Raw genomic sequence first — 23,947 nt, 5'->3', positions numbered from 1 at the left:
GGAAGGTGCGAATAAGCAGGTCATTTCTTCCCAAGCTGACTCGCTGATTAAAATTTCGCGGATCTGGGCCGATTTTTTTCCCGCAAACACATCGAATCAGCCTATTTAGGCTATTTTTTCCACCATTTCTGGCGTTATTTCCGGTTTTTACTGAGATCTCTCCCACTGACGTATCATTTGGTCCACCCGAAACAGGTTGGCCAGGGTGAATAACATCGCCAGTTGGTTATCGTTTTTCAGCAGCCCTTTGTATCTGGCTTTCACGAAGCCGAACTGCCGCTTGATGATGCGAAACGGGTGCTCCACCCTGGCACGGATGCTGGCTTTCATGTATTCGATGTTGATGGCCGTTTTGTTCTTGCGCGGATGCTGCTTCAAGGTTTTTACCTTGCCGGGACGCTCGGCGATCAGCCAGTCCACATCCACCTCGGCCAGCTCCTCGCGCTGTGGCGCTCCTTGGTAGCCGGCATCGGCTGAGACAAATTGCTCCTCTCCATGAAGCAGATTACCCAGCTGATTGAGGTCATGCTCGTTGGCCGCGGTGGTGACTAGGCTGTGGGTCAGGCCACTCTTGGCATCGACACCAATGTGGGCCTTCATGCCAAAGTGCCACTGATTGCCTTTCTTGGTCTGATGCATCTCCGGATCGCGTTGCTGCTCTTTGTTCTTGGTAGAGCTGGGGGCCTCAATGATGGTGGCATCCACCAAAGTGCCTTGGGTCATCATGACGCCTGCTTCGGCCAGCCAGCGATTGATGGTCTTGAACAATTGACGTGCCAGTTGATGCTGCTCGAGCAGGTGGCGGAAATTCATGATGGTGGTGCGATCCGGCAGGGCGCTATCCAGGGATAATCGGGCAAACAGGCGCATGGAGGCGATTTCGTACAGGGCATCTTCCATGGCACCGTCGCTCAGGTTGTACCAATGCTGCATGCAGTGAATACGCAGCATGGTCTCCAGCGGATAGGGCCGTCGGCCATTGCCCGCCTTGGGATAAAACGGCTCGATGACAGCGGTCATATTCTGCCATGGCAGAATCTGCTCCATGCGGGAGAGGAAAATCTCTTTTCGGGTCTGACGGCGCTTAGTGCTGAATTCACTATCGGCGAAGGTGAGTTGATGGCTCATGATGTCCCTCTGGGATGCGCTCCGGATGAATATGATGATCTCATATCAGGAACTTGTTCGCACCTTCCCTAGATAACGCAATAACGGTGCACTATTACCACCCCGCGCTTCAATAACCAAAGCGTCATAATCTGATGTCGCTGCAGAGATTTGCATAGGGAAAAGAACGCTTGCCGTAAATAAACAGCTTAAAGACTTAAAACGTTTAATGAAGTTGGCATGTCGACGCATACTTAACATATCTGCCCTTATAACTTACATCAGAGTAAAAATAAGCGTTTTCAATATATTACAGTCAGTTACTTACGGTACCCGACCATGTAAGATGCACTGCCGCTTATTTTGCAATAGGGTTATGAAGCAATTAATTCTTTCGTCTTATTGACTACCCGCGCCTCGCCCTCTAATCGTGGGAAAGCAGGCGTAAACTCGAAAATTTTATCACTCAGCGTAGTTCGTGGCTATGCGATACGAAAACTCTTAGACAAAAAAGTATTTTAGACTAAATAATCCTAATACTCTTGGGATTGAATTCTGGATTTAGATTAAGTTTGCATGACGAAACCTTGTGACGATGATAACTATTGCTGGTTAGCATAGCTACACCGCGCAACTGTTTGCATGGTAACTATTGTGTGCGGATAGAGAAAGTTCTGATAATAATGCCCCTGATAACAACAAAGATAACAATGTAAATAATATAACCTAATTTTAAGTTTCGAACAGGGTCGATAAAATGAAATTAAAGGTACAGTCATAAGCAGAACTAAGTACAGTAAAAACTCAATAAAATCAAATGACTTCTTGAACCTATCCTTGAAATCTACCAAAATTGGTATTTTGGTATCCGCCATAATACGTGCGCGAAGAATTGTGCATTGCTCAACTCGCTAAAGTATTTACCACTCTTGCGTATTATTGACAGTATCAACCACACTCACTTTACCCTTACAATTTGAAAGCTTATTTGCATTGAAAATAATTTATATACCCTCAATAATTCGAGTTACATGAAGGCGGCAAGTGAGTAAATCCCCAGGAGCATCGCGAACTATGTGACTGAGGCGAGCTAACGTAGCCAACGCACATGCAGCTTAAAGAATGACGGGTATAGACGCATAATTTTTTGCACTTACCTTCCCTCCAGCCTTTGAGGTAATTTGGACAAAGATGCCAATGGGAGCTGGTCAATGAAAATCGTTAACGCTGAAAAAAAACACATCCCCGCCATACGCGATATCTACGCCCATCATGTTATTCACGGTACCGGCAGCTTTGAAACTGACCCGCCGGATACCCGCGAGATGCAGGGGCGTCTGGAAAAAATCCGCAGTCTGGGACTGCCGTGGGTTGTCGCATTGCAAGAAGATAAGGTCATCGGGTATTGCTATCTCACCCGCTACCGCGAGCGTTATGCCTATCGCTATACCCTCGAAGATTCGATTTATATTGACCCGACGGCACAGCGTCAGGGGGTGGGAAAAGCGTTGCTACGCCATGTAATTGAGTGGGCTGAAACGCAGGGTTATCGGCAGTTGATCGCTATCGTCGGCGACAGCAATAATCAGGGATCGCTGAAAGTCCATCAGCAGGCCGGATTTACGAAAATAGGCACGCTGACGAACATTGGATTCAAGCATGGGCTCTGGCTTGATACGGTATTAATGCAACGCAGCCTGGGCACAGGAAACAGTACGCTACCAGCGGATTTCGATGCCGCTATTTAACATTGCCAAGGGATGACTTCAGGATACTGTTTTCTGGTAACCCTCAGACAAACAGAACCACAATCAGGTATAACGTAGTTATTAAATAATTCTCCGTTTTTCAACTCGTTAGAACGAAAAAAGCACCCGAACGTTAATGAACGGATGCTTTCTAAATCGAATAACTCAGTTTTACTTAGCGGGCGGCCCCGCCTGGTGCGCCAAAGGCATCGCGGGGCAAACGTCTTTTCAGCCCGAAGATGATTCATCCCTGCGCGTGATATTTCGCCAAATCCCCCCCGACAGTCTCAGGTTTTCCGGCCCGCTATTCAGGATTTGGGTTACACATTTCAGGTAATTGTCTTTCCAGCGCTCAATAAAAGAAGACTGGCTTTCGAACCTCTGCGGATCGACCATTTTCTCCAAAACAAAATGGATGCGCCCGTCTCGCCACACCGGAACACCAAATACGGTGGGTAAGTGCATTTTCCAGGCAAGTCGAGAGCAAAAGGTGGAGTAGGTAATCTGCTGGCCGAAAAAGTCGATAGTCGGCGCGCTCAAATTCAACGCGCCGTCGATCGCCACAACAAGCGACTGCCCACTATGTAAGGCCTGTATGCAAGCCCTGACCACGTCCGCTTCGCTTTTGTCACTAACCGAAATCAACCGCTCGCCGTAGCCCCCTTTGAGCACGCCAGGCGTGGAAGCCACCCATTTGCTGTTCATTTCCAGCAAGGACAGGATCATCGGCCCGGCATACATTGCGCCCATATGAGCCGATACAACAATGCAACCACGCTTATCGAGCTGCAGCCGTTGGAAAAACTGCTCGACATGCGATATATCGGCCAACCGATACATCGGTTCGTCGGCCTGCTCTCCACGGCATTCAAGCCAGTCGAGGAGATAATTATCGGCAAGATACCCCCACTTCGCCCGGCGTTCCCATTCATCGCGCTCGATACCGGACTGTCTGCCGGCAACTTCCCATGCCCAGTCAAGGCGCTCAGGCGGTAGATTAACGGCAGATATTTGCCCATCAAGCGCCAGCAGCCCCTCTTCGAATGACTGAGGCAGATGGCTTGCTCTGGCCTGAATATAGTGCTCAAAGATGCTTTCCGCTTCGCTTGTTTTCCCCGCCTGTAACAACGCCGCCGCGGCATAACGGTTCCATTTACTGGTCACCCCTTTTTCCCTTGCCAGTTGTACAAACTCATCGCTGGCAGCAGCGTATTGCCCAACCTGGCGCAGTGCTCGGGCATACATGGCTCTGACATAAGGAAGATCAGGATGAGTCGCGAGCGACTGCTGCAGTAACGGAATGGCTTTCTCATTCTGACCCGTTCTGATTAAGGCATCGGCATACAGGGTCACGATCCGTAAATTATCAGGGTTAAATTGCAGGGCATGACGCCAATGCTCAGCGGCCTGAAGCTTCGCTTCCCGGCTGCGGCCAGATTGATAGTGGGCAAGCCCCAGGCTACGACGCAGCGCTGCACCATCCAACCCACGGGCTAATGCGGACTCCCCAGTCTGAATGGCTTCCTGATATTTACCGACAGCGCACAGCGTATCAACCGCCAGCCCCGCCGACTCCTGCTTTTCTAACGCGAAGAAAGGGAGCAATGCGCGGGCCAGGTCATGATCTTCTGGTAGGCGGCTTTTATTTAAGAAACGGAGGCAGGTCTCAATCATATCTCCCCGCGGGGGAACTTCCTGCGCCTGTGTTCTGGCCAACGAGATTGCCTGTAACTCTTTATCCACCAGCGTCAGGCTGCGCAGATGGAGGGCAAAAATTTTGCTATTGCCCGAAAAAGCGAGCCATGCCCGCTCGGCTAAGTCAGCAACAGTCGCATATTGTTTACTCTTAAGCAGCACGCTTGCGACCAGCAGGACATCCTCCGGCTGGCACACATTCACCGCCAGCAGTTTGTTAACCACCTGTAGTACAGCGTCCCGATGATGTGATGCCAGCGGCGAAATAACCCAGCGTCGCAATAAATCACGGCTATTCTTTGCCGTCAGCACACGGTCGGACAACAAAGTCAGCGCGGCATCTGTTTCATCTTTACGCAAACACGCGATAGCGAAGAGAATAATGTTTTGCTCATTTCCAGCACTATCTCGCACTTTTTCGGGATGCTGCCCGAAATAGTGACATAGCCCCTCCCAATCCTCTTGTTTGAGCAGGGTGGTTGGCGATTTTTTTTTACATGTAGAGTGCAAGCTCATCGTATTTCCTTACTCCGCCTTATTCACGCATCCGCCTGATAGTTATCAGGAGAGAAGTCACCAGGTACGCGATGCCCAGCAACACGAAGAACAGTAACCACTTTGTTCCATCGGCATAGCGAGTGGTGTCAGACACCACCATCGGTTGAGAAATGATCAGCAAATACCGTCTCTCACGTAACGCTTGAAGCTTCCCTTGCTGTAAGGTCTGTAAGGCAGATTCCCAGCGTGTTTTGGCGATCTCACTCTGCAGGCGAAGATCTTCAAACAGGGACAGGCTTTCTGAAGAGCCTTGCGACCCTAACTTATTTGACAGGCGGTTACGTTGTTCGCCGATCTGCTTTTCCAGGACCTTGATTTTGGCCGACAGGCGAGGAATAAGGGGGTTCTGATCCAAACCATTAGCCATTAATTGCGCGTATTCCGCTTTCGCCTCCGCCAACTGCGTTTCAAAGCCAGCAATTAATTGATAAATCGCGGTCACGGTTTCCTGCGGTTCAATATCTTTTTGTATATGCTGTATTTTTAGCAATTCAAGCCGAGCTGCCCCCAGATTTTCCTGGGCCGATTTAACATCGTTTTCCAGCCATAAAATTCGTTCCTGCTGCATCCGCGCTGAAACGGTATTAACGTGCTGTTCAGCAAAAGCCAGAATGCGCTGGGCAAAAAACTCAGCCTGTTTCGCACTCCGCGCCTTGACGTTTAAACGCAGCATGCCCTGTTGAATATCGACAGCAACCGAGACTTTCGATAAATAGTAACGATAAGGATCATCATTAATACCCAGCGGTGCATGGTAGCGGGAAAATAATGCGATATCGTCTTGCGCGAAATAAGATAAAAAACCGAGATCTTTTTCCATCCGCTCCATCATTTCTTTCGAAAGTATAAACTCGCGAACCTGAAAGCCCTCCGACATCTCATTGCCTGCACCAAAGAAAGCTGTTCCAGAAAAATTATCCTGGCTGGCATCAGTTTGCACAATAAAGGTGGCATCCGCGCTATAAAAACGCGAAGTTAATAGCCACGACATAAGCATAATAACCAGCAGCGGCAAAGCAATATAAAGAAAGAGCCGACGTAGCGATTGTTTGGCTTGCTGAACACGTCGCTCTTTAATAACCAATGACGCTCTACGGACGGAATCAGCATCCGTCGCGGACCAACCGGCGTCTGGGCGATGTTGACTTTTCGCATCGGCCGTTTTTTCTGTCTGGCGAAGGGCGCGTTCATCCTCTTTTTGTTTCAGTCGCAAGGCTCGGCTTTCTTCTGCTACCTTCGCCCTTTCCTCTTTCCATTTTTTAATACGTTCTGAATTTTCCACTCTCTATCCGTATATTTTCTATTTATATATCAAAGGAATAATTATCAGTTTGAAGCATCGCCTGATTTGACTGATATTGTTCAAAAAGCGCAGATGCCTGTGCTAAATCTTCACACATCGTAATTTTCCCATGCAGCAGTACGCCAAACGCATGACAGTGTTCTTTAATAAGCCGAGGGTTGCGCGTTAGCACAATCAACCCTTTCTGTTGCAGCTCATAAGCTAGCGCCGCCTGCATACGCAACTGTGAGGTATTATCCCCGGTGTACAGCTTGTCATCGGCAATATAAAGGCGACAGGGAAGCAGTAAATTAATGGCAAATGCCAGATGCGCTTTCATCGTGACAGAATATTCACTCACCCTGTCGGTATAGCGCTGTTCAAGCTGGGTCAATTGATAGCAGAAATGTGAAAACTCATCGCCATCCAGGCCATAAAGACTGGCCATCATGCGCGCATTCTCTTCGCCGGTTAACCCCGGCAGAACAAAAGCATTTGCCCCCAGTGGGAGCGCATCACCCCGTAGCCCAATAAAATCCCCTTCATCAGGAGCATCTATACCGCACAGCAATCGGGTTAGCGTCGTTTTGCCTGAACCAGGGGCCGCCAGAATACCGATATGCTCATGGTAATCCATGACAAAATCTGTTTTATCAAGGACCACCCGCGGGCCCTTATCAGACTCAAAATAGCGTGTACAACCTAATAAACCGAACACGAACGCGTCTCTCCTGAAGCCAAAGTCAGTGATTTTCAGTGTCACAAATCAGGTGAAAAATGATGCCCGCGAGGAATAACGTTGCGGAAAATGCCAGAGGGTAAAGAGGTTCAAGGTACAAGGAGTTATATCCCTCAAACATTCCTTCTCTGACTATCTCATTAGCATGAAGTAGAGGGTTCCAGCTGAATATGCTCAATAATGAATAGGGCAATTCATTCGCCGTATAAAAGACAGCTGAAATCAAAAACATCGGTCTTAGCACCACAGGAACGGCTTTGTAGACCAGCGGAAACCGTTCAGACAGTGCGTCACAAAAGTAACCAAACGATAACCCCAGAAGCCATGCGATAACCATCCCTTCAAAAATCAGGATCGGTTTCTGGGCTTCCCAGCGGGAGAAGATAAGAAAGTTAATTAATGAAACAATAATATAAATGATAACCGCATTAACAAATTCGACTGCGGCAAGAGCAAAAATCACATGTCTTTTCTTAACCTGCGAGACAACCGCCAACGATGTGGAGAATGAACGGGTGCGCATGGTTGCGGTAATGGTATAACGAAATAACAGATACGGTAATATACCTGCAATAACAAAGCTGATATCGTCAGTGAATATTGGCACGGTGCGATTTAAATATTGAAAAGAAATAACGGTAATGGTTATCCATACCAGTGGTACGGCCAGCACCATCATATAGTTTAGCAAATTACCGTTATAGCGTGTTTTGATATCGCGTGACATTAACAAAATGATTAACTCACAGACGGTAATGAGTTTCATAAAATAATAAGTATTATTTTTCAAAATATTCATATGGCGACGTTAGAAAGAATTAGAGCCGCGGATCAAAAAGCTATCGAATGCGGCTTTCACCTTAGCGAAATCAGTCAAAGAGGCGTTCGAGATATAGATAACATCGCCGTCTTCCACCCGCATGGCCTGTGCTAAAAACACCGAGTCAGGTTGGCTCATATCGACATGATAGATATTCAGCTTACGCATCTGCTGTTTCGCCTGTTCCGCTTCGTCATGCTTGTACAGAAAAACCGCCTGCGGATCGGCAAGATTGTCGTTTAATCCTTTCGCCAGCGCCAAAGCATCCACTACGCTGGAATGACGCTGAACCAGAGCATGTTTCCCCTGAACACCCGCCGCGCCGAGCACATTAACATACTCGGTCACTTGACGCAGAGTGATACGGTCATCCGGCTGTAAGACAATATCCAACCCGGGATACTGATAAATATCTGACAGTCGCGCATTGAAATAATGCTGCTGGCGCGTCACGTGAACTTCCATCATCTCTGCGCTGGTATTTTCTACTGCCGCCGCCGTTGCCAAAAAATGACTAAGACGATTCATACTCTGTTCGAGAGGGTAGCGACCCGTTTTCCCGCTGCCCTCGACCGTCACCATGGCTCCGGTGCGGGCGGTAAGCGTCACCAGCACCTGAGGATTCAGGACAACGCGCGAAAGTCGCTTTCTGATCTCTTCAGCCAGTTGTGTCACATCCAGCCCGGTAACCGGAATGATCCCGGCATAAGGCACCTGAACGATATTACCGTCAGTCACAAGAATATTTTCAAAATCCGCCCGGTCGCCGCTCGCGTTATTGGATAAGTACCCCGCCCCGCCCGAGGATAAAATAGTGATATGCAGCACATCGCCTTTAGCCAAAGATGTCCAGTGCCAGTTATTTTCGGCAAAGACCGGATCGACAATAGTTTTCGGCACAGTATCGGCATCACTCAGTTTTAATGTCGGTGTGACTTCAACCAGATGATAATGAGGATCGTCCTGATTAATCAGGCTGGATTTAAATACCGCCCTGGGAATAGTGCATCCCGAAAGCAGAAAAAACGTCGTTAATAATATAATAATTTTTTTCATAACTTATTTTATAAATGAAATAGCTGAAAAAATGCTGCCCATTAATTAACGAGGCTGAGAGGCAATGGTTTGTACAAACGTTCCCACCATATGTTCAACGGTGAAGCGTTCTTGTAAAAATGACTGCGTCTGTTGGCAAATACCGGTTCTGCTGCGCCATAAATTGACCAACTGTTCTGCATAGCGGCAAGCCTGGTCAAGATTGACCGTCTGCGCATCATCAAGAATGAAACCCGAAACACCCTCAATAAAGCATTCTGCCGATCCACCTGCAGGGGTTGAAATCACCGGCACCCCGACCATTTGTGCTTCAATGAGCACATTGGGTAGCCCTTCATAACGCGAAAACAAAATGAATACGTCCATTTTTTGCAGCCAATACCCCACGTCACGCGAGACGCCAACGAATAGTATTCTCTCCAGAATCCCCAACTGTTCGGCGCGTTTCTGCGCTTCAGCGCGCAAATCACCATCGCCTACCAGCACAAAGCGTGTGGCGGGGTGGTGCTGTAAATAGCGTGCTGCAAAATCAATCCATGCAAGAGGGTTCTTATCACCTACAAAGCGGAAAACGCCACCAATAGTTGTGTCCGCATCCTGGGTTTTTTGCGTAAACTGCTGCCAGATTTTATGTGGCACCTCAGAAGAGGGCTCGGTAGATGGCGGTAAGACGCCGTTATATACAACCTGGAAGTGCTTCGCCTCCAACTTTAGCCAGTCGGCATAATGGCGGGTCACACAATGGTTGTTACTCATAAAATCAACGCCAGGCACGGCCGCCAGCGCCTGGTAAAGAGGCTCATATTCCGGCTTGAACAGACGCTTTCTCACCACCGGCGGTAAGCCACGTAATCCCAGTTGAATTCTGGGCACGCCAGCAATCAGCGCTGCAAGCGCAATCATCAGACAAGCGCCATCCTGCCAAACGGAGAGATAATCCGGCTTGCGCTCGCATAAGTGGGGGACCAGATGCTTGATGCCGTAGTTACACACCGGCGGCAGATGAGAGAGCAATAAGCGCAACTCCGGAGATTCTATTGTCGCATCGTCAAAGAAGTTTCCGGTAATCTTCGCGATTTCAAGCACCTCGACCTGTTCTTCCAGCACTTCTTTCAGGAAAAAGTCTTGCCTGAGTTCCGGTGCCAGGGAGCGAATAATGAGTTCTACCGGCTCTTCTACTTTCAGGCCGCCAATTTTCCCCTGTTGCCGATATTTTCTGGCGATCTCGATAGCCAGCCTGGAAATCTGACGCTCTGCACCGCCGCTACCTAGCGAGCCTGTACAGAGCGCAAGGCGACCAAAAGATCCGACAGGAAGCTGCCGCGGCTGACGATTTCGATAAAACAAGATGGCATGCTTCATTGCAATAATACGGGTGTTGGTCCCCACAGGGATCGCTTCCCCTTCAAGGCGTTCAAGCAAATCGCAGATCTTATTTATTTTGCCTAAATAATTGTTATATTTTTTCTGCACACCGGTGCTAACCTTTTTAAGAATTAGCTGCGCATCTTTGGCTAGCCCCGTATTATATAAACGCCGCGCATACTCATAACGTGCTTCATCATTGTTTTGTGTAATTAGCGTTTCGTAGAGCGCGTATGCACGCGCCGTTTCATTGAAATCATGAAGAAATTCTGCTTTTTTTAGCATCGCTAATGAAGTTAAAGCCTCAGCCGGTAATTCACTGTCAATTAACGCAATAGCTTGCGCAAGCTTCCTCTCTTGTTTCAATGTTAAAAGCGTTTTCCCTAGCGCAGCTAACTTTTCTTCCTCCGTAATCATTACGACTTCCCTGATGTATTTTTTTGTAATGCGGTTATGCAGGTCGAGATCTGCCTTGTCACCGGCTCCGTTGGCCCATTGACTTTCTCCAGTCGCTGCCAATACTGCAAAGCCTGGGTGTAGTCGCGTAAATGCATTGCATTTAATGCGGCATATTTCAAGGCATAGGCATTTTCGCTATCAAAAACGAGTAATTTTTTCGCATAATCCAGATGTTCATAAGACGCGATAGCGCTGCCGCCATCCTTCAGTGACTCATTAAATAATCTGATAATTTGCTTATATTCACGCATCAGGCGAGAAACATCAGGATCAATTCGTTTCAGGCTAATCAATACAGACAATGCTTCATCCAGACGCCCTTCAGTTTTCTTCTGGCGTACATATTTAAGGGCTCTGGTTGCAACATTGCGACACTCTTTCTCAAACAGCTCGTTCATCGAGGCATTCTGGAATGATGGAGAAATGCTCATGACGTTAGCAATCAAATCAATGAGGAACGGAATGTCGTTAATATGACGTATGCTGCGTAACATAATCGACTGCAGGCTGGTAATGTTCGAGTTACGAATCAAGGTCATGTGGGCCAACGTGCACGCATCCTTCCAGGCACCAAGATTCACCAGCGTTCTTGCACAATATACTGTGCTAACAGGATCGAACTCCAGAAGTGGCCACACAATTTTCGCCCCTACCAGGATATTTTCATAATCCTCACGCTCATACATTTCTCTTAATTTCTCGCGCCATGCCGTTTTAACTTCATTATTAAAGCGAGAAATACGTGCATGGGGATAAACCATAAATGCAGAGAAGGTGTACACCAGCGAAGTACTCAGTGAGACAAAATCATCAACCGAATGTAGCGACAGCGCGGTATTGTTCCATGCCACAAAAACGTCGTGGAGTTTATCTTTATACGAGGTGCTAAGCGCCTGATGATAGCTCATATTCTTGATGCAGAAAGCTGCGTGGATGACGAGACCGGTATCATGAATCGTCGACAATACCGTCAGCGCAAATTCTGACTCATGGCGGAGTAACTGCTCAAGCGCATGCTTGAAAATCAATTCATCACTGAATTTGATTGCCAAAGATAACGCTGTTTCCATAAACGCATCATTTAGGCGCTGCGATTGAATGCCGGCATGGAAAGCTTCGGAGAATGCGTTGCCATCATTGAAATATTGCGTGCTGCTCAGGAAATTAACCCATCCGCTTTGGGTTTCAGGATTCAATAACAGTACACTTTTCCAGTATTGATATGACTTATCAAACAGCTGTAAAGCATCGGCTGAGCCGGCGGCAACGGTAAGGACTTCTTCATCTTCAATTTCATTGGAAAGCATCATCTCGGCCGTCGATAAGGCTTCCCGCCAACGCGCTAATCCATGCAGAGACCTCAGCCGACAACGTAATGTACTGTCCGTCGTACCGATAATTTTCTCAACATCACTAATATCCTGATAAGCCTGTTCATAATAACCTAAACGGCTGAAGATTACGGACCGAAGTTGGATCAGAACGGGCTCTTGCTGCTGATTTCTTAATGCGGCAAAAAGTTGCTGTGATGCAGCAATAATGTCGCCATCGGCAAGCAGCTTAGTGATCGATAATGTAATCTCACGTATTTGGTCTTGTTTCTCTTGCCGCCTCTCATCAAGATGATGCTTAGTATTGTTGATCACTCCCTTAAAAATAGCCGCAACGATCGCATCACCAAACATGTCGGTATAATGAGTAAGATCGTCGCCATTTTTTTCCAGGGCTCGTTTCTGCCCCCACTTTTCCATCAAATTTGTCGGGTTAACGCAGGGAATATCCATCCTGGCGGCGATGGTCTCGACATTTTTAATCAACCGACTGCGGGACTGAATGACGGTTCCAGCACGAGTCACAGCATCAACATGGGTCATAAACATAACGCGATCGCGACCAAGAAGCTGAATGATTTCCATCATATCCTGTTCGATAGCATGCTCATCCATCTGCTCAACATTAATATTGCTTAATAAGGCACGATCGTCTTCCGACATTCCGGCAAAACAGGGATCGTCTTTGAGATAGGCCAGCAGTTTGTGTTGATTCCCTTGCGTGGCAAGCGACCAGTACACACGCGCCCGCTCTGTTTGGCTAAAAAACTCATAAAAATGACGAGTTATATAATTTTGTTGTAAGCACAACCCATAGGCCATAATCTTCTTCTGACTTGAAATCTCAACGATATAGAAATCAGAACGACTATGAACGTCGTTTTTTGAATAATTTACAGCAGTTCTAAAAATAAAAGGCCGGACCTTTTCAGGAATATCTATCAATCCCAAAATAAAACGAACCTGCTGTAATGCCTCGCTGCTCGTATGCGTAAATCCATATATTTTCTTAAAATTAGCCTTAAAATTAAAATAAGGCTGAGCTCTTTTTACCGGACTCGCGATACGGCAACTACCAATGGCGGTAAGCGTAAACATCTCTGACGATTTCATTAAATTCATCCACGTGAAAAGAAAGTGAGTAGTTATACTCAGGAATACAAAGCAGTCTGTTTATCGATATACCATTTTAGAGTCTGCTTAAGTCCTTCTTTGATATCAAACTCAGGCTCATATGAAAGAAATGTTTTTATTCTGGTAATATCTGCCTGACTATGCTTAACGTCACCGTCACGAAAATCTTTATAAATTGGTTCAGCACTAATTTGTTCGTCCCGCCATAAATTCAACCCATCGCGGATGAGATAATAAAGCTCATTTAGCGAAGTTCTGTCTCCAACAGCCACATTATAGACTTTATTTTTTGAGTCTAAATCATTAGTCGTTGCTGATAATAAATTGGCCTGAATCACATTTTCTATATAGCAAAAATCGCGGCTTGTTGAACCATCGCCATTGATATAAATTGGTTCATCTTTAAGAAGCGATAGTATCCAGCGAGGAATGACTGCAGAGTATGCTCCGTTAGGGTTTTGGCGGCGGCCAAATACATTAAAGTAGCGCAGGCCAATAGCGTTAAAATCATAGCTGCGAGCAAACACCTCGGCGTACAATTCATTGACGTATTTTGTAACCGCATACGGGCTTAATGGCCGGCCGATCCGTTCCTCAATTTTAGGTAAATCGGGATGGTCACCATAAGTACTACTGCTTGCGGCATAGGTGAAACCAGATACATGTGCATCTCTCGCCGCCGTCAACATATTTAAAAAACCATCAATGTTAGCGCTATTTGTCGTGATAGGATCCTGCAAGGAACGAGGTACGCTTCCCAGAGCGGCCTGATGTAAAACGTAATCGACATTCTCACAAACAGCCTGACAATCGGCAAATGACCGGATATCCCCATGAACAAAGGTAAACCGCGACCATTGTTCTTCACTGACAGCGGCACGCACATCCTCTAAATTATGTTGATAGCCAGTTGAAAAGTTATCCAACCCAATTACTGTTTGATTTAAATAGAGTAGTTCTTCTAATAATCCAGAGCCGATAAAACCTGCTACGCCAGTAATAAGCCAACGTTTTGGTTCAAGAACGAGTTGTATTTTTAATTCTTCATAGGCTGTCATGATTATAACCTCACATCTGACTGCTCAGGCGAAAGGATATACTTCAAATCATAAAGCACATGTTTATCTTTTCCAAAGCCACGAATATCAGTACTCCCCATCTTCTTAAACTGCTCATGGCCAACGGCAACAATAATGGCATCATAAGAAGCCGCCTTGATTTCCGATACAGGTATAATCCCGTATTCCTCTTCGACTTCCTCAGCATCCACCCAAGGGTCAAAAATATCAACATTACAGCTGTAATTGCCCAACTCTTTTACAACATCGATAATGCGGGTATTCCTGATATCCGGGCAGTTTTCTTTAAAGGTGAACCCCAGAATCAGAACGTTAGAACCCTCAACATTAATCCCTTTTTTGATCATGGCTTTGATCAACTGTCCCGAAACATAGTTACCCATATTATCGTTCAGTCGACGACCCGCGAGGATAATTTCCGGATAGTAACCGATGCCCTGAGATTTATGAGTCAGATAATAGGGATCGACGCCAATGCAGTGACCACCAACCAGTCCAGGACGGAATGGCAGGAAGTTCCATTTACTTCCCGCTGCTCGCAGTACGGCTTCAGTGTCAATCTCTAATCGGTTAAAGATAATCGCCAATTCATTTACCAGCGCGATATTGAGATCGCGTTGGGTATTTTCAATCACCTTTGCCGCTTCCGCGATCTTAATGCTTTCCGTTTTGTACGTTCCTGCCGTGATGATCTGTCGATAGATCTCATCAACCAGACAGGCCGTTTCTGCAGTTGAACCAGAGGTGATTTTCTTGATAGTTGTCAGACGATATTTTTTATCGCCGGGATTGATGCGCTCTGGGCTATATCCGACAAAGAAGTCTTTGTTAAATGTCATCGCTGACATACGCTCAAGGATCGGCACGCATTCTTCTTCAGTACACCCTGGATATACCGTAGATTCATACACCACGATATCCCCCGGCCTCAGTACTTTGCCAACAGTTTCACTTGCCATAATCAAAGGGGTGAGATCTGGTTGCTTATAATCGTTGATCGGCGTCGGGACGGTAATGATGTAAAAATTGCATTCTCTGATTTCATCAATTGATGAGGTAAACGTCAGATGGCGAGCATCACGTAGCTCTTCTTCTGTGGTTTCGAGATTGACATCGATCCCTTCTTTTAGCTCGAGTATACGTTTATGATTAACATCAAAACCAACCACCTGACGAATTTTCCCAAATTCAGCAGCCAATGGTAAGCCAACATACCCGAGTCCAATAATGGCAATTTTTACATCATCTTTGCTGATCATTACTGATAAGTCCCTTATTTAATAATTATTAACTTTAAATAAATCCCAGATGTTTTCTGGAACGCTACCGCCCCTGACGTTCTTAGCCAGCGTATCTATTCTTATCGAAATCACGACAGTTTCTAGTCTAAGCAAGGCTAGAAATTTTATATTTCCTAATTTTAGTTAAATGGAGGTCGTATGCAGTATCCGTTCTAAAACAACAATTAAAGATCGGATCTTTAATTGTAATTCTTAATGAGAAAACGCATAGCATTTTATTCTGGCAATAGAAGATATCGAGGGTCTCGCACGCCGAATTTAAGGGCGATCTCTTTTCTCCAACGATACAATGTTGACGGCGAGTTCATAAATCTATCCTGAAGCTCCTCCATACCGCTTTCGGTTAAGAAGTACTTCATCTTCATGATATCTTTGTTGCTAATCTTAAAGTTACATTCCCTTCGCCCTGCCGTTATCTTGTCACCATTTCGTCGATATAGGCTTATTTTCTTAATCATCTCCGACACAGATGTTGAGGTATCGAAAACAGCAATAACATTTTTGATATTATCCAACCAAAAAAGAGCCAAAGGCATCAACCGTGAGCTGGAAATGATGATTATGATTTTATTGATATTTTTATTCCGTGAGAAAAAAACCAAGGTGCTACGTAAGCTATATTGATTAAGATTCACGAATAAATAATTTCTTTCGTTTGTAATCAGTGACATTTCATCAATAACACTAGCGGCACCACCCCCAAAGTAAATATCATTAGGTGGCCAGAAATGTTGATACTTCATGAAGCCTCCATAACCTCAAAAAACTCTATTTCATCCATGGAAAGGTAAGTGTCTACTTTTAAGCACACCGCCCCTCTAAAAAATACCTAACAATCGAGTAATTGATTTTATTAATATTGCTAAATACATGAGATGAACTTTTACACAACAAGGATGTGATATCAACCCCTCGCCATTCATAGCTAAAAGCTATCAATCACTCATTCTTAGATTTGAATTACTAATGGATATCGGCATTTTAATACGATTATTGGTTGTATTATTAGCACTACCTGTGAAACCGCACTTTCATCTTTTATTCAAAATGAGAAAATTCTCAAAACACAAGGAAACATTTTCTTACAAATTACCAGCATACATACTGGGGTTAAAGGTAGCCTGACTGAATTGTCACCCATGTCTCTACCTTTAAATTCTTAGCTATACCGTGTGAGATTTTAATCAGTACAACTGAAGTCTATCTAACTATATTTGCTATATTTTTCAACAACAATGACATAATATACACAAGGCTAACGAGCCCCCGGGCATAGCAAGCATTCAAAATGGTACAAAGTACTAAACTGACTCGTATATTTTTGTGTATCTACATGATTTCGTGACCGGATAATGAGAACAAAACTAGTCACCTTAAGAAATTATCAGCAGTGATTAAACTCCTGAAGATATTTTTAACAAAATAGATGTCACCATGTTTATCCAGGTAAAATCATACCAAGTCTAAACCATCTAAAACCTGTTACTGCCGATTAGATAAAATTGACCTACAAAAAGGCTACATTACTTATTTATGAAGAATGACCAATCTTATATCGTGTTAAATAAAGATAACTTTGGAATTATAATCTAACAATTAACTACGTGACCTGTATTAACGTTGATATATTTTCAGACAGACAATCAAACATACTCCTTAAAATTTCTTAAATAAATTCAATTGATTGATAGTTGATTTTTTGTACCACGGGGGAAATGCGATATTTAAGACACCAGTATCGCGAATTGTAAGGATTAACCAGCATATACAAGGCTCTACTATCCGAGAACGTCAAAGATTTCTCTTTGGCCCCTGTGGATAGTTAGTTTCATATGAGGTATCTCCCGCCAGGGGGGCTATCGTCTCCCACAATCGCTTTAGCCTGCATAGTCGTGCATTGAGTCTGTCTGACCGTTAAACAAAGAAACACATTGAGATTACGAAGGATAATTGAATCAGGAGAGTCAGTGAGAAGTAAGTCGTGGAGCGGGCGAAGGGAATCGAACCCTCGTATAGAGCTTGGGAAGCTCTCGTTCTACCATTGAACTACGCCCGCATTGGAGTGCGTAAGGGATTATAAACCTTACGCTCTTCTTGGCAAGGGACTAACTGACTGACTGGCGATTAATTCACCGTCAGCATTTTGGCTTACTGCCATTTGGTGGCAAATAACGCAGCGGATCGATAGCCGTCGCCCGATAGCGGATCTGGAAATGCAGCCGCACCGTGGTCGCATCCGAGCTGCCCATCGTCGCGATCTTCTGCCCGGCTTTCACGTTTTGACCGTTGTTCACCAACATCGTGTCATTATGCGCATACGCAGTGATGTAGTCCTCACTGTGCTTAATCATAATGAGATTACCGTAGCCCCGTAGCTGATTACCGACATAAACCACCTTCCCGGCTCCGGCGGCATAAATCGGCGTACCGCGCGCAGCTGAGATATCAATGCCTTTATTGCCGCCGTCCGCGGTTGAATAAGGCAGAATCACTTTACCGCTGGCAGGCCACTGCCAGCAACGCTGTCCGACCGGTGGCCAGGAGGATTGCGGTACGGACGAAGATGGTCTGACCGCCGCCGTTTTGGTTGAGGATTTCGTCGTTGTTTTGCCAGAGCCTGAACTGGTTTTCGCGCCGCCGCTGACCTTCAGCTTTTGCCCCACTTCAATGGTATAGGGCGGTGAAATATTATTCAGGCGTGCAAGCTCTTTTACGCTGGTCCCGGTGGCGCGCGAAATACGGTATAGCGTATCTCCCCGCTTCACGGTATACACGGAGCCGGAATAACTTCCTGTATCAGACGACTTGCTCCCGGAACAGCCAGCTAACAGCAGACCGACACACAGCAGCATCGCGATACTCAGGCCATTTTTCTTCAGGCGTCCTGCACTCAAAACAATACCTCGCAACATTTTCAGACGCTTTATCATAGCAGCCAGAAACCGGATGCCAAATCATATCGCGCAACGAAGCGTCGACTCTGGCATTTCACACCCTCTGTTAATCATTCTGACTTAATAAAGCATATAATGTGAATGCTTAAGATTGATGGTGGACGCTATGCGACAGGAACATGTCATTTTATTGAATGAGCAGGGCCAGCCCTGTGGAACACTGGAAAAGTATGCGGCGCATACCGCCACAACCCCCCTGCACTCTGCTTTCTCATGCTGGATATTTAACGAGCAGGGTCAACTGCTGGTCACCCGCCGTTCGCTGCACAAAAAAGCCTGGCCAGGCGTCTGGACCAACTCTGTCTGCGGTCACCCGCAATTGGGTGAAAGCACCGAAGCCGCTATTATCCGCCGGGCTAGCTTCGAGCTGGGTGCAGACATCGACTCGCTCAGCCCCGTGTATGCTGATTTTCGTTATTGCGCCACGGACCCGAGTGGAATAGTGGAAAACGAAGTATGCCCGGTTTATGCCGCACATATCGTCAGTGAGCTACAGCTAAACCCAGATGAAGTGATGGATTTCCAGTGGAGCAATCTTGAGGATGTTTTAAGCGGGATTGACGCGACGCCGTGGGCTTTTAGCCCGTGGATGGTAATGCAGGTTTCAGACGTTAAGGCGCGAGAGTTACTGCGCAAGTTTGCCAACGGGAATTGATTGCCTGACGGGGCTACGCCCATCAGGCCTACATAACGCATTGTAGGCCTGATAAGGCATCAGCCGCCATCCGGCATTTCACATCTTACTTAACCGGGCGCATTGCCGGGAACAGGATTACGTCGCGGATAGTATGGCTGTTTGTGAACAGCATAACCATACGGTCGATACCAATGCCCAGGCCCGCAGTCGGCGGCAGACCGTGTTCCAGAGCGGTAACATAGTCTTCGTCGTAGAACATCGCTTCGTCGTCACCTGCATCTTTGGCATTAACCTGATCCTGGAAACGCTGCGCCTGATCTTCTGCATCGTTCAGCTCGCTGAAGCCGTTACCGATTTCACGTCCGCCAATGAAGAATTCGAAGCGATCGGTGATTTCCGGATTTTCATCATTACGACGCGCCAGCGGAGAAACTTCTGCCGGGTACTCGGTAATGAAGGTCGGTTGAATCAGGTGCGCTTCTGCAACTTCTTCAAAGATTTCGGTCACGATACGGCCCAGACCCCAGCTCTTCTCAACTTTGATGCCGATAGATTCCGCAATCGCTTTTGCAGAATCGAAGTTATCCAGATCGGCCATGTTGGTTTCCGGACGGTATTTCTGAATCGCTTCGCGCATCGTCAGTTTTTCGAACGGCTTACCAAAGTCAAAGACTTCTTCGCCGTAAGGCACTTCAGTCGTTCCCAGAACGTTCTGCGCCAGCGTACGGAACAGCGATTCGGTCAGTTCGATCAGATCTTTGTAGTCCGCATAAGCCATGTAGAGTTCCATCATGGTGAACTCTGGATTATGGCGAACAGAGATGCCTTCGTTACGGAAGTTACGGTTAATTTCGAATACGCGTTCGAAGCCGCCAACCACCAGGCGCTTGAGGTACAGTTCCGGCGCGATACGCAGGTACATGTCCAGATCCAGCGCGTTATGATGGGTGATAAACGGACGCGCTGCCGCCCCGCCTGGGATCACCTGCATCATCGGGGTTTCTACTTCCATAAAGCCACGACCAACCATGAACTGACGGATACCCGCCATAATCTGTGAACGCACTTTAAAGGTATTGCGGGATTCATCGTTAGAGATGAGGTCCAGGTAGCGTTGACGATAGCGCGCTTCCTGATCCTGCAGACCGTGGAATTTATCCGGCAATGGGCGCAACGCTTTCGTCAGCAGACGCAGCTCGGTACAGTGGATAGACAGCTCACCGGTCTTGGTCTTGAACAACTTACCTTTCGCGCCGAGGATATCGCCCAGATCCCATTTTTTGAACTGCTCGTTGTAGACGCCTTCCGGCAGATCGTCGCGAGCAACGTACAGCTGAATGCGGCCGCCAACATCCTGCAGCGTAACGAATGATGCTTTACCCATAATACGGCGGGTCATCATACGGCCAGCAACGGAAACCTCAATGTTCAGCGCTTCCAGCTCTTCATTTTCTTTCGCGTCGAAGTCAGCATGCAGTTGGTCTGAGGTATGATCGCGACGGAAATCGTTCGGGAAGGGGATCCCCTGCTCGCGCAGGCTCGCCAGCTTCTCACGGCGCGTTTTCAGTTCATTGTTAAGGTCGGCTACCGCGTCAGCGCCCTGTACGTGTTGTTCAGACATGTTGGTTCCTCATAACCCTGCTTTCAAACTTGCTTCGATAAATTGATCCAGGCTGCCATCCAGCACCGCCTGCGTGTTGCGGGTTTCAACCCCGGTACGCAGATCTTTGATGCGGGAGTCATCAAGGACATAAGAACGAATCTGGCTACCCCAGCCGATATCTGATTTGGTATCTTCCATCGCCTGTTTCTCGGCATTCTTCTTCTGCATTTCCAGTTCATAAAGCTTCGCTTTCATCTGCTTCATGGCCTGGTCTTTGTTCTTGTGCTGGGAACGGTCGTTCTGACACTGCGTCACAATCCCAGTCGGGATGTGGGTGATACGCACCGCAGATTCGGTACGGTTAACGTGCTGACCGCCCGCACCAGAAGCGCGGTAAACGTCAATACGCAGGTCCGCCGGGTTGATATCGATATCAATATCATCGTCAACTTCCGGGTAGACAAACGCAGAGCTGAACGACGTATGGCGACGACCGCCGGAGTCGAATGGGCTTTTGCGCACCAGGCGATGTACACCGGTTTCGGTACGCAGCCAACCGTAAGCATATTCGCCAGCAATTCTGATGGTCACGGATTTAATACCCGCCACTTCACCTTCAGATTCTTCAATAATTTCAGTCTTAAAGCCGCGCGCTTCAGCCCAACGCAGGTACATACGCATCAGCATGCTTGCCCAGTCCTGTGCTTCCGTACCGCCTGAGCCAGCCTGAATATCGAGATAGCAATCTGCGCTATCATATTCACCGGAGAACATACGACGGAATTCCAGCTGGGCCAGCTTATCTTCCAGCGTATCAAGTTCTGCTACGGCTTCGTTAAAGGTTTCTTCGTCGTCGGCTTCTACAGCCAGTTCCAGCAGGCCGGAGACATCTTCCAGGCCCTGGCTCATCTGATCAAGCGTATCAACGATGGCCTCGAGGGAGGAACGCTCTTTACCCAGCGCCTGCGCGCGTTCGGGTTCGTTCCATACGTCCGGCTGTTCCAGCTCGGCGTTTACTTCTTCCAGACGCTCTTTCTTGGCATCATAGTCAAAGATACCCCCTAAGAACGTTAGAGCGCTCCGTGAGGTCCTGAATGCGGTTATTTACCGGATTAATTTCAAACATTGTCTGATTTCTTTTATTGGACTAGTCAAAATGCGGTTATAAGAGCGGGATTGTAACTAATCCACACCCTTTTTTATAGCGAATATACACATCATCCTTCAAGCTGCCTCTTTGTTGGCTGCGCGATTTCGCCCCAGTCACGTACTGCTCGTACGCTTATGGAGACTCATCCACTTGCCGCCTCGATGCAGCTTGAATGATTTTGTGTAAAGTGACGCTAAAGTGGCCAGATATTATCGATTATAATCTGCAGGCTGCGGTTGCCGCGAAACTCATTAATATCCAGTTTGTAGGCAAGCTGAACTTCGCGAACACCGTTATCCGGCCAGCAGGTGGTATCAACGTTAAACGCAATACCGTCCAGCAACGGTCCACCACCGACGGGCTCCACCATCACCTTCAGATGACGCTCACCGACCAGACGCTGCTGGAGCAGACGGAAATGCCCGTCAAACAGTGGTTCCGGGAACATTTGTCCCCACGGTCCGGCATCACGCAGCATTTGCGCGACCTCCATGGTCATCTCCGCCGCGCTCAGAGCACCGTCAGACACCACTTCGCCCTGCAGTAAGGCGGGGTCCAGCCACTCGGTTACCAGTTCGCCGAAACGCTGCTGGAAACGCTCAAACTGCGCCTCTTCCAGCGACAAACCCGCCGCCATAGCGTGACCGCCAAACTTGAGGATCATACCTGGATGAAGAGTGTCCAGGCGCTCCAGCGCATCGCGCATGTGTAGCCCCTGAATCGAGCGCCCGGAGCCTTTCAGCGTACCGTCACCGGCCGGGGCAAACGCAATTACCGGACGGTGAAAGCGCTCTTTAATACGCGATGCCAGAATCCCCACCACTCCTTGATGCCACTCGGGATGGTACATCGCCAGACCGCCTGGTAGCGTATCGCTACTGCGTTTCAGCTTTTCACACAGAGTCAGCGCTTCCGCCTGCATACCCTGCTCGATCTCTTTACGCGTCTGGTTGAGTGCGTCCAGCTCATTGGCCAGCACGCGTGCTTCACCAATGTTGTCGCACAGCAACAGCGCCACGCCAACGGACATATCGTCCAGACGCCCCGCTGCATTCAGCCGTGGTCCGAGAGCAAAACCTAAATCACTGGCAGCCAATTTGAGTGGGTCGCGATTGGAAATCTCCAGCAGCGCTTTTATACCAGGGCGGCACTTTCCGGCACGAATACGGCTTAAGCCTTGCCACGTCAGAATGCGGTTATTGGCATCCAGCGGGACCACGTCGGCCACCGTGCCAAGCGCAACCAGATCGAGCAAATCCGCCAGGTTCGGCGGCGCAATTCCTCGTTCATCAAACCAGCCTTTGTCACGCAGGAAGGTGCGCAGCGCCAGCATCAGATAGAAGGCCACGCCAACGCCAGCAAGCGATTTAGACGGGAATTCACAATCGTGCAGGTTAGGATTGATGATCGCTTCAGCACCCGGCAGCGTGTCCCCTGGCAGATGGTGATCGGTCACAACGACCGGGATCCCCAGCGTTCTGGCATGTTCAACACCCGCGTGGGACGAGATGCCGTTGTCGACGGTGACAATCAGCTGAGCGCCCCGGGCATGGGCCTGATCAACAACTTCCGGGCTTAAGCCATAACCGTCTTCAAAACGATTAGGCACCAGGTAGTCCACGTTACTGCAGCCCAACGCGCGCATCGCCAGAATGCTGAGCGCGGTGCTGGTCGCGCCATCGGCGTCAAAATCGCCGACCACGATGATTCGGGTTCCTTCGCGAAAAGCGTTATAGAGGATTTCAACCGCTTTTTCGACACCGTTCAAATGCTGCCACGGCAGCATGCCTTTCACACTACGCTCAAGCTCCTGCGCGCTGCGCACACCGCGGCTGGCGTATAAACGGCGCAGCAATGGCGGCAAGTCGGCAGGTAGCTCGGCGGTCTCGTCGGCTTCACGCCGACGAAGTTGTATCTGTTGTTTCACGC

General features: G+C 47.7%; 17 protein-coding genes and 1 tRNA gene. 2 read left to right on the top strand and 16 right to left on the bottom strand.

The features are described 5' to 3' along the window. Positions 1–147: 147 nt before the first annotated feature. Positions 148–1,128, bottom strand: coding sequence for an IS5-like element ISKpn26 family transposase (locus OGV65_RS02700; protein WP_000019445.1), 981 nt, complete (start codon positions 1,126–1,128; stop codon positions 148–150). Between the two features lie 1,190 nt (positions 1,129–2,318). Between OGV65_RS02700 and OGV65_RS02695 the strand changes: the two genes are divergently transcribed. Next, positions 2,319–2,855: a GNAT family N-acetyltransferase gene (locus tag OGV65_RS02695; RefSeq protein WP_101700195.1), complete on the top strand. Its 537-nt coding sequence runs from the start codon at positions 2,319–2,321 to the stop codon at positions 2,853–2,855. Positions 2,856–3,083: 228 nt separating this feature from the next. On the opposite strand, the gene vexE is transcribed toward OGV65_RS02695, so the two are convergent. The 12 genes from vexE to actS all read right to left on the bottom strand — a co-directional run bounded on the left by vexE (position 3,084) and on the right by actS (position 18,568). Beyond that, positions 3,084–5,066, bottom strand: a complete 1,983-nt coding sequence (gene vexE / locus OGV65_RS02690) for a Vi polysaccharide transport protein VexE (protein WP_235117304.1) — start codon at positions 5,064–5,066, stop codon at positions 3,084–3,086. Between the two features lie 19 nt (positions 5,067–5,085). After that, positions 5,086–6,390, bottom strand: coding sequence for a Vi polysaccharide ABC transporter inner membrane protein VexD (vexD, locus tag OGV65_RS02685; RefSeq protein ID WP_047499334.1), 1,305 nt, complete (start codon positions 6,388–6,390; stop codon positions 5,086–5,088). A gap of 22 nt (positions 6,391–6,412) precedes the next feature. Next, positions 6,413–7,108, bottom strand: a complete 696-nt coding sequence (gene vexC, locus OGV65_RS02680; RefSeq protein WP_047499332.1) for a Vi polysaccharide ABC transporter ATP-binding protein VexC — start codon at positions 7,106–7,108, stop codon at positions 6,413–6,415. A gap of 25 nt (positions 7,109–7,133) precedes the next feature. After that, positions 7,134–7,928, bottom strand: a complete 795-nt coding sequence (gene vexB / locus OGV65_RS02675) for a Vi polysaccharide ABC transporter inner membrane protein VexB (protein WP_047499331.1) — start codon at positions 7,926–7,928, stop codon at positions 7,134–7,136. Between the two features lie 9 nt (positions 7,929–7,937). After that, positions 7,938–9,005: a Vi polysaccharide ABC transporter protein VexA gene (vexA, locus tag OGV65_RS02670; RefSeq protein WP_047414406.1), complete on the bottom strand. Its 1,068-nt coding sequence runs from the start codon at positions 9,003–9,005 to the stop codon at positions 7,938–7,940. A 45-nt stretch (positions 9,006–9,050) separates the two neighbouring features. Continuing rightward, the gene (gene tviE / locus OGV65_RS02665; RefSeq protein ID WP_235117303.1) at positions 9,051–10,787 is read right to left on the bottom strand and encodes a Vi polysaccharide biosynthesis glycosyltransferase TviE; all 1,737 of its coding nucleotides are present in this window, start codon (positions 10,785–10,787) and stop codon (positions 9,051–9,053) included. Beyond that, positions 10,787–13,282 carry a Vi polysaccharide biosynthesis protein TviD gene (gene tviD / locus OGV65_RS02660; RefSeq protein ID WP_286454564.1) on the bottom strand — a complete coding sequence of 832 codons (2,496 nt, stop codon included), beginning with the start codon at positions 13,280–13,282 and terminating at the stop codon, positions 10,787–10,789. The genes tviE and tviD overlap by 1 nt, the downstream gene beginning before the upstream one ends. Before the next feature lie 29 nt (positions 13,283–13,311). Further along, the gene (gene tviC, locus OGV65_RS02655) at positions 13,312–14,352 is read right to left on the bottom strand and encodes a Vi polysaccharide biosynthesis UDP-N-acetylglucosaminuronic acid C-4 epimerase TviC (protein WP_103766700.1); all 1,041 of its coding nucleotides are present in this window, start codon (positions 14,350–14,352) and stop codon (positions 13,312–13,314) included. 2 nt (positions 14,353–14,354) lie between these two features. Further along, a complete protein-coding gene (tviB, locus tag OGV65_RS02650; protein WP_016157409.1) occupies positions 14,355–15,632 on the bottom strand; it encodes a Vi polysaccharide biosynthesis UDP-N-acetylglucosamine C-6 dehydrogenase TviB in 1,278 nt (425 codons plus the stop codon). Positions 15,633–15,889: 257 nt separating this feature from the next. Continuing rightward, positions 15,890–16,417 (bottom strand): Vi polysaccharide biosynthesis protein TviA, encoded by a 528-nt coding sequence (locus OGV65_RS02645; protein ID WP_047499323.1) that lies wholly within the window; start codon positions 16,415–16,417, stop codon positions 15,890–15,892. A gap of 1,239 nt (positions 16,418–17,656) precedes the next feature. Beyond that, positions 17,657–17,730: transfer RNA gene (locus tag OGV65_RS02640), tRNA-Gly, on the bottom strand. Positions 17,731–17,809: 79 nt separating this feature from the next. Next, complete coding sequence (actS, locus tag OGV65_RS02635) at positions 17,810–18,568, bottom strand: amidase activator ActS (protein WP_279263796.1); 759 nt, start codon at positions 18,566–18,568, stop codon at positions 17,810–17,812. A gap of 166 nt (positions 18,569–18,734) precedes the next feature. Here actS and idi point away from each other — a divergent pair, with 166 nt between their 5' ends. Next, positions 18,735–19,283: an isopentenyl-diphosphate Delta-isomerase gene (idi, locus tag OGV65_RS02630; protein ID WP_279263795.1), complete on the top strand. Its 549-nt coding sequence runs from the start codon at positions 18,735–18,737 to the stop codon at positions 19,281–19,283. Between the two features lie 85 nt (positions 19,284–19,368). On the opposite strand, the gene lysS is transcribed toward idi, so the two are convergent. The 3 genes from lysS to recJ all read right to left on the bottom strand — a co-directional run bounded on the left by lysS (position 19,369) and on the right by recJ (position 23,945). Then, positions 19,369–20,886 carry a lysine--tRNA ligase gene (gene lysS / locus OGV65_RS02625; RefSeq protein ID WP_005123357.1) on the bottom strand — a complete coding sequence of 506 codons (1,518 nt, stop codon included), beginning with the start codon at positions 20,884–20,886 and terminating at the stop codon, positions 19,369–19,371. Between the two features lie 9 nt (positions 20,887–20,895). Continuing rightward, positions 20,896–21,994, bottom strand: a protein-coding gene (gene prfB / locus OGV65_RS02620) for a peptide chain release factor 2 (RefSeq protein WP_100250065.1) whose coding sequence is annotated in 2 segments (ribosomal slippage) — positions 20,896–21,918 and positions 21,920–21,994 — 1,098 coding nt in all. Because the reading frame shifts where the segments join, the coding sequence is not laid out codon by codon here. Between the two features lie 217 nt (positions 21,995–22,211). Beyond that, entirely contained in the window at positions 22,212–23,945 is a 1,734-nt protein-coding gene (recJ, locus tag OGV65_RS02615; protein ID WP_286454563.1) for a single-stranded-DNA-specific exonuclease RecJ, read from the bottom strand. Between the last annotated feature and the right edge of the window lie 2 nt (positions 23,946–23,947).

It is taken from the genome of Citrobacter sp. Cb004 (assembly GCF_030337065.1).
GTDB classification, from domain to species: Bacteria; Pseudomonadota; Gammaproteobacteria; order Enterobacterales; family Enterobacteriaceae; genus Citrobacter; species Citrobacter braakii.
The sequence above is the reverse complement of the archived record's forward strand: the minus strand, read 5'-3'. Positions and strand labels throughout refer to the sequence as shown.

Excerpts from the sequence above, each read along its gene's own strand:
- OGV65_RS02700 (WP_000019445.1), bottom strand. The coding sequence starts at position 1,128 with ATGAGCCATCAACTCACCTTCGCCGATAGTGAATTCAGCACTAAGCGC.
- OGV65_RS02695 (WP_101700195.1), top strand. The coding sequence starts at position 2,319 with ATGAAAATCGTTAACGCTGAAAAAAAACACATCCCCGCCATACGCGAT.
- vexE (WP_235117304.1), bottom strand. The coding sequence starts at position 5,066 with ATGAGCTTGCACTCTACATGTAAAAAAAAATCGCCAACCACCCTGCTC.
- vexB (WP_047499331.1), bottom strand. The coding sequence starts at position 7,928 with ATGAATATTTTGAAAAATAATACTTATTATTTTATGAAACTCATTACC.
- vexA (WP_047414406.1), bottom strand. The coding sequence starts at position 9,005 with ATGAAAAAAATTATTATATTATTAACGACGTTTTTTCTGCTTTCGGGA.
- tviE (WP_235117303.1), bottom strand. The coding sequence starts at position 10,787 with ATGATTACGGAGGAAGAAAAGTTAGCTGCGCTAGGGAAAACGCTTTTA.
- tviD (WP_286454564.1), bottom strand. The coding sequence starts at position 13,282 with ATGAATTTAATGAAATCGTCAGAGATGTTTACGCTTACCGCCATTGGT.
- tviC (WP_103766700.1), bottom strand. The coding sequence starts at position 14,352 with ATGACAGCCTATGAAGAATTAAAAATACAACTCGTTCTTGAACCAAAA.
- tviB (WP_016157409.1), bottom strand. The coding sequence starts at position 15,632 with ATGATCAGCAAAGATGATGTAAAAATTGCCATTATTGGACTCGGGTAT.
- OGV65_RS02645 (WP_047499323.1), bottom strand. The coding sequence starts at position 16,417 with ATGAAGTATCAACATTTCTGGCCACCTAATGATATTTACTTTGGGGGT.
- idi (WP_279263795.1), top strand. The coding sequence starts at position 18,735 with ATGCGACAGGAACATGTCATTTTATTGAATGAGCAGGGCCAGCCCTGT.
- lysS (WP_005123357.1), bottom strand. The coding sequence starts at position 20,886 with ATGTCTGAACAACACGTACAGGGCGCTGACGCGGTAGCCGACCTTAAC.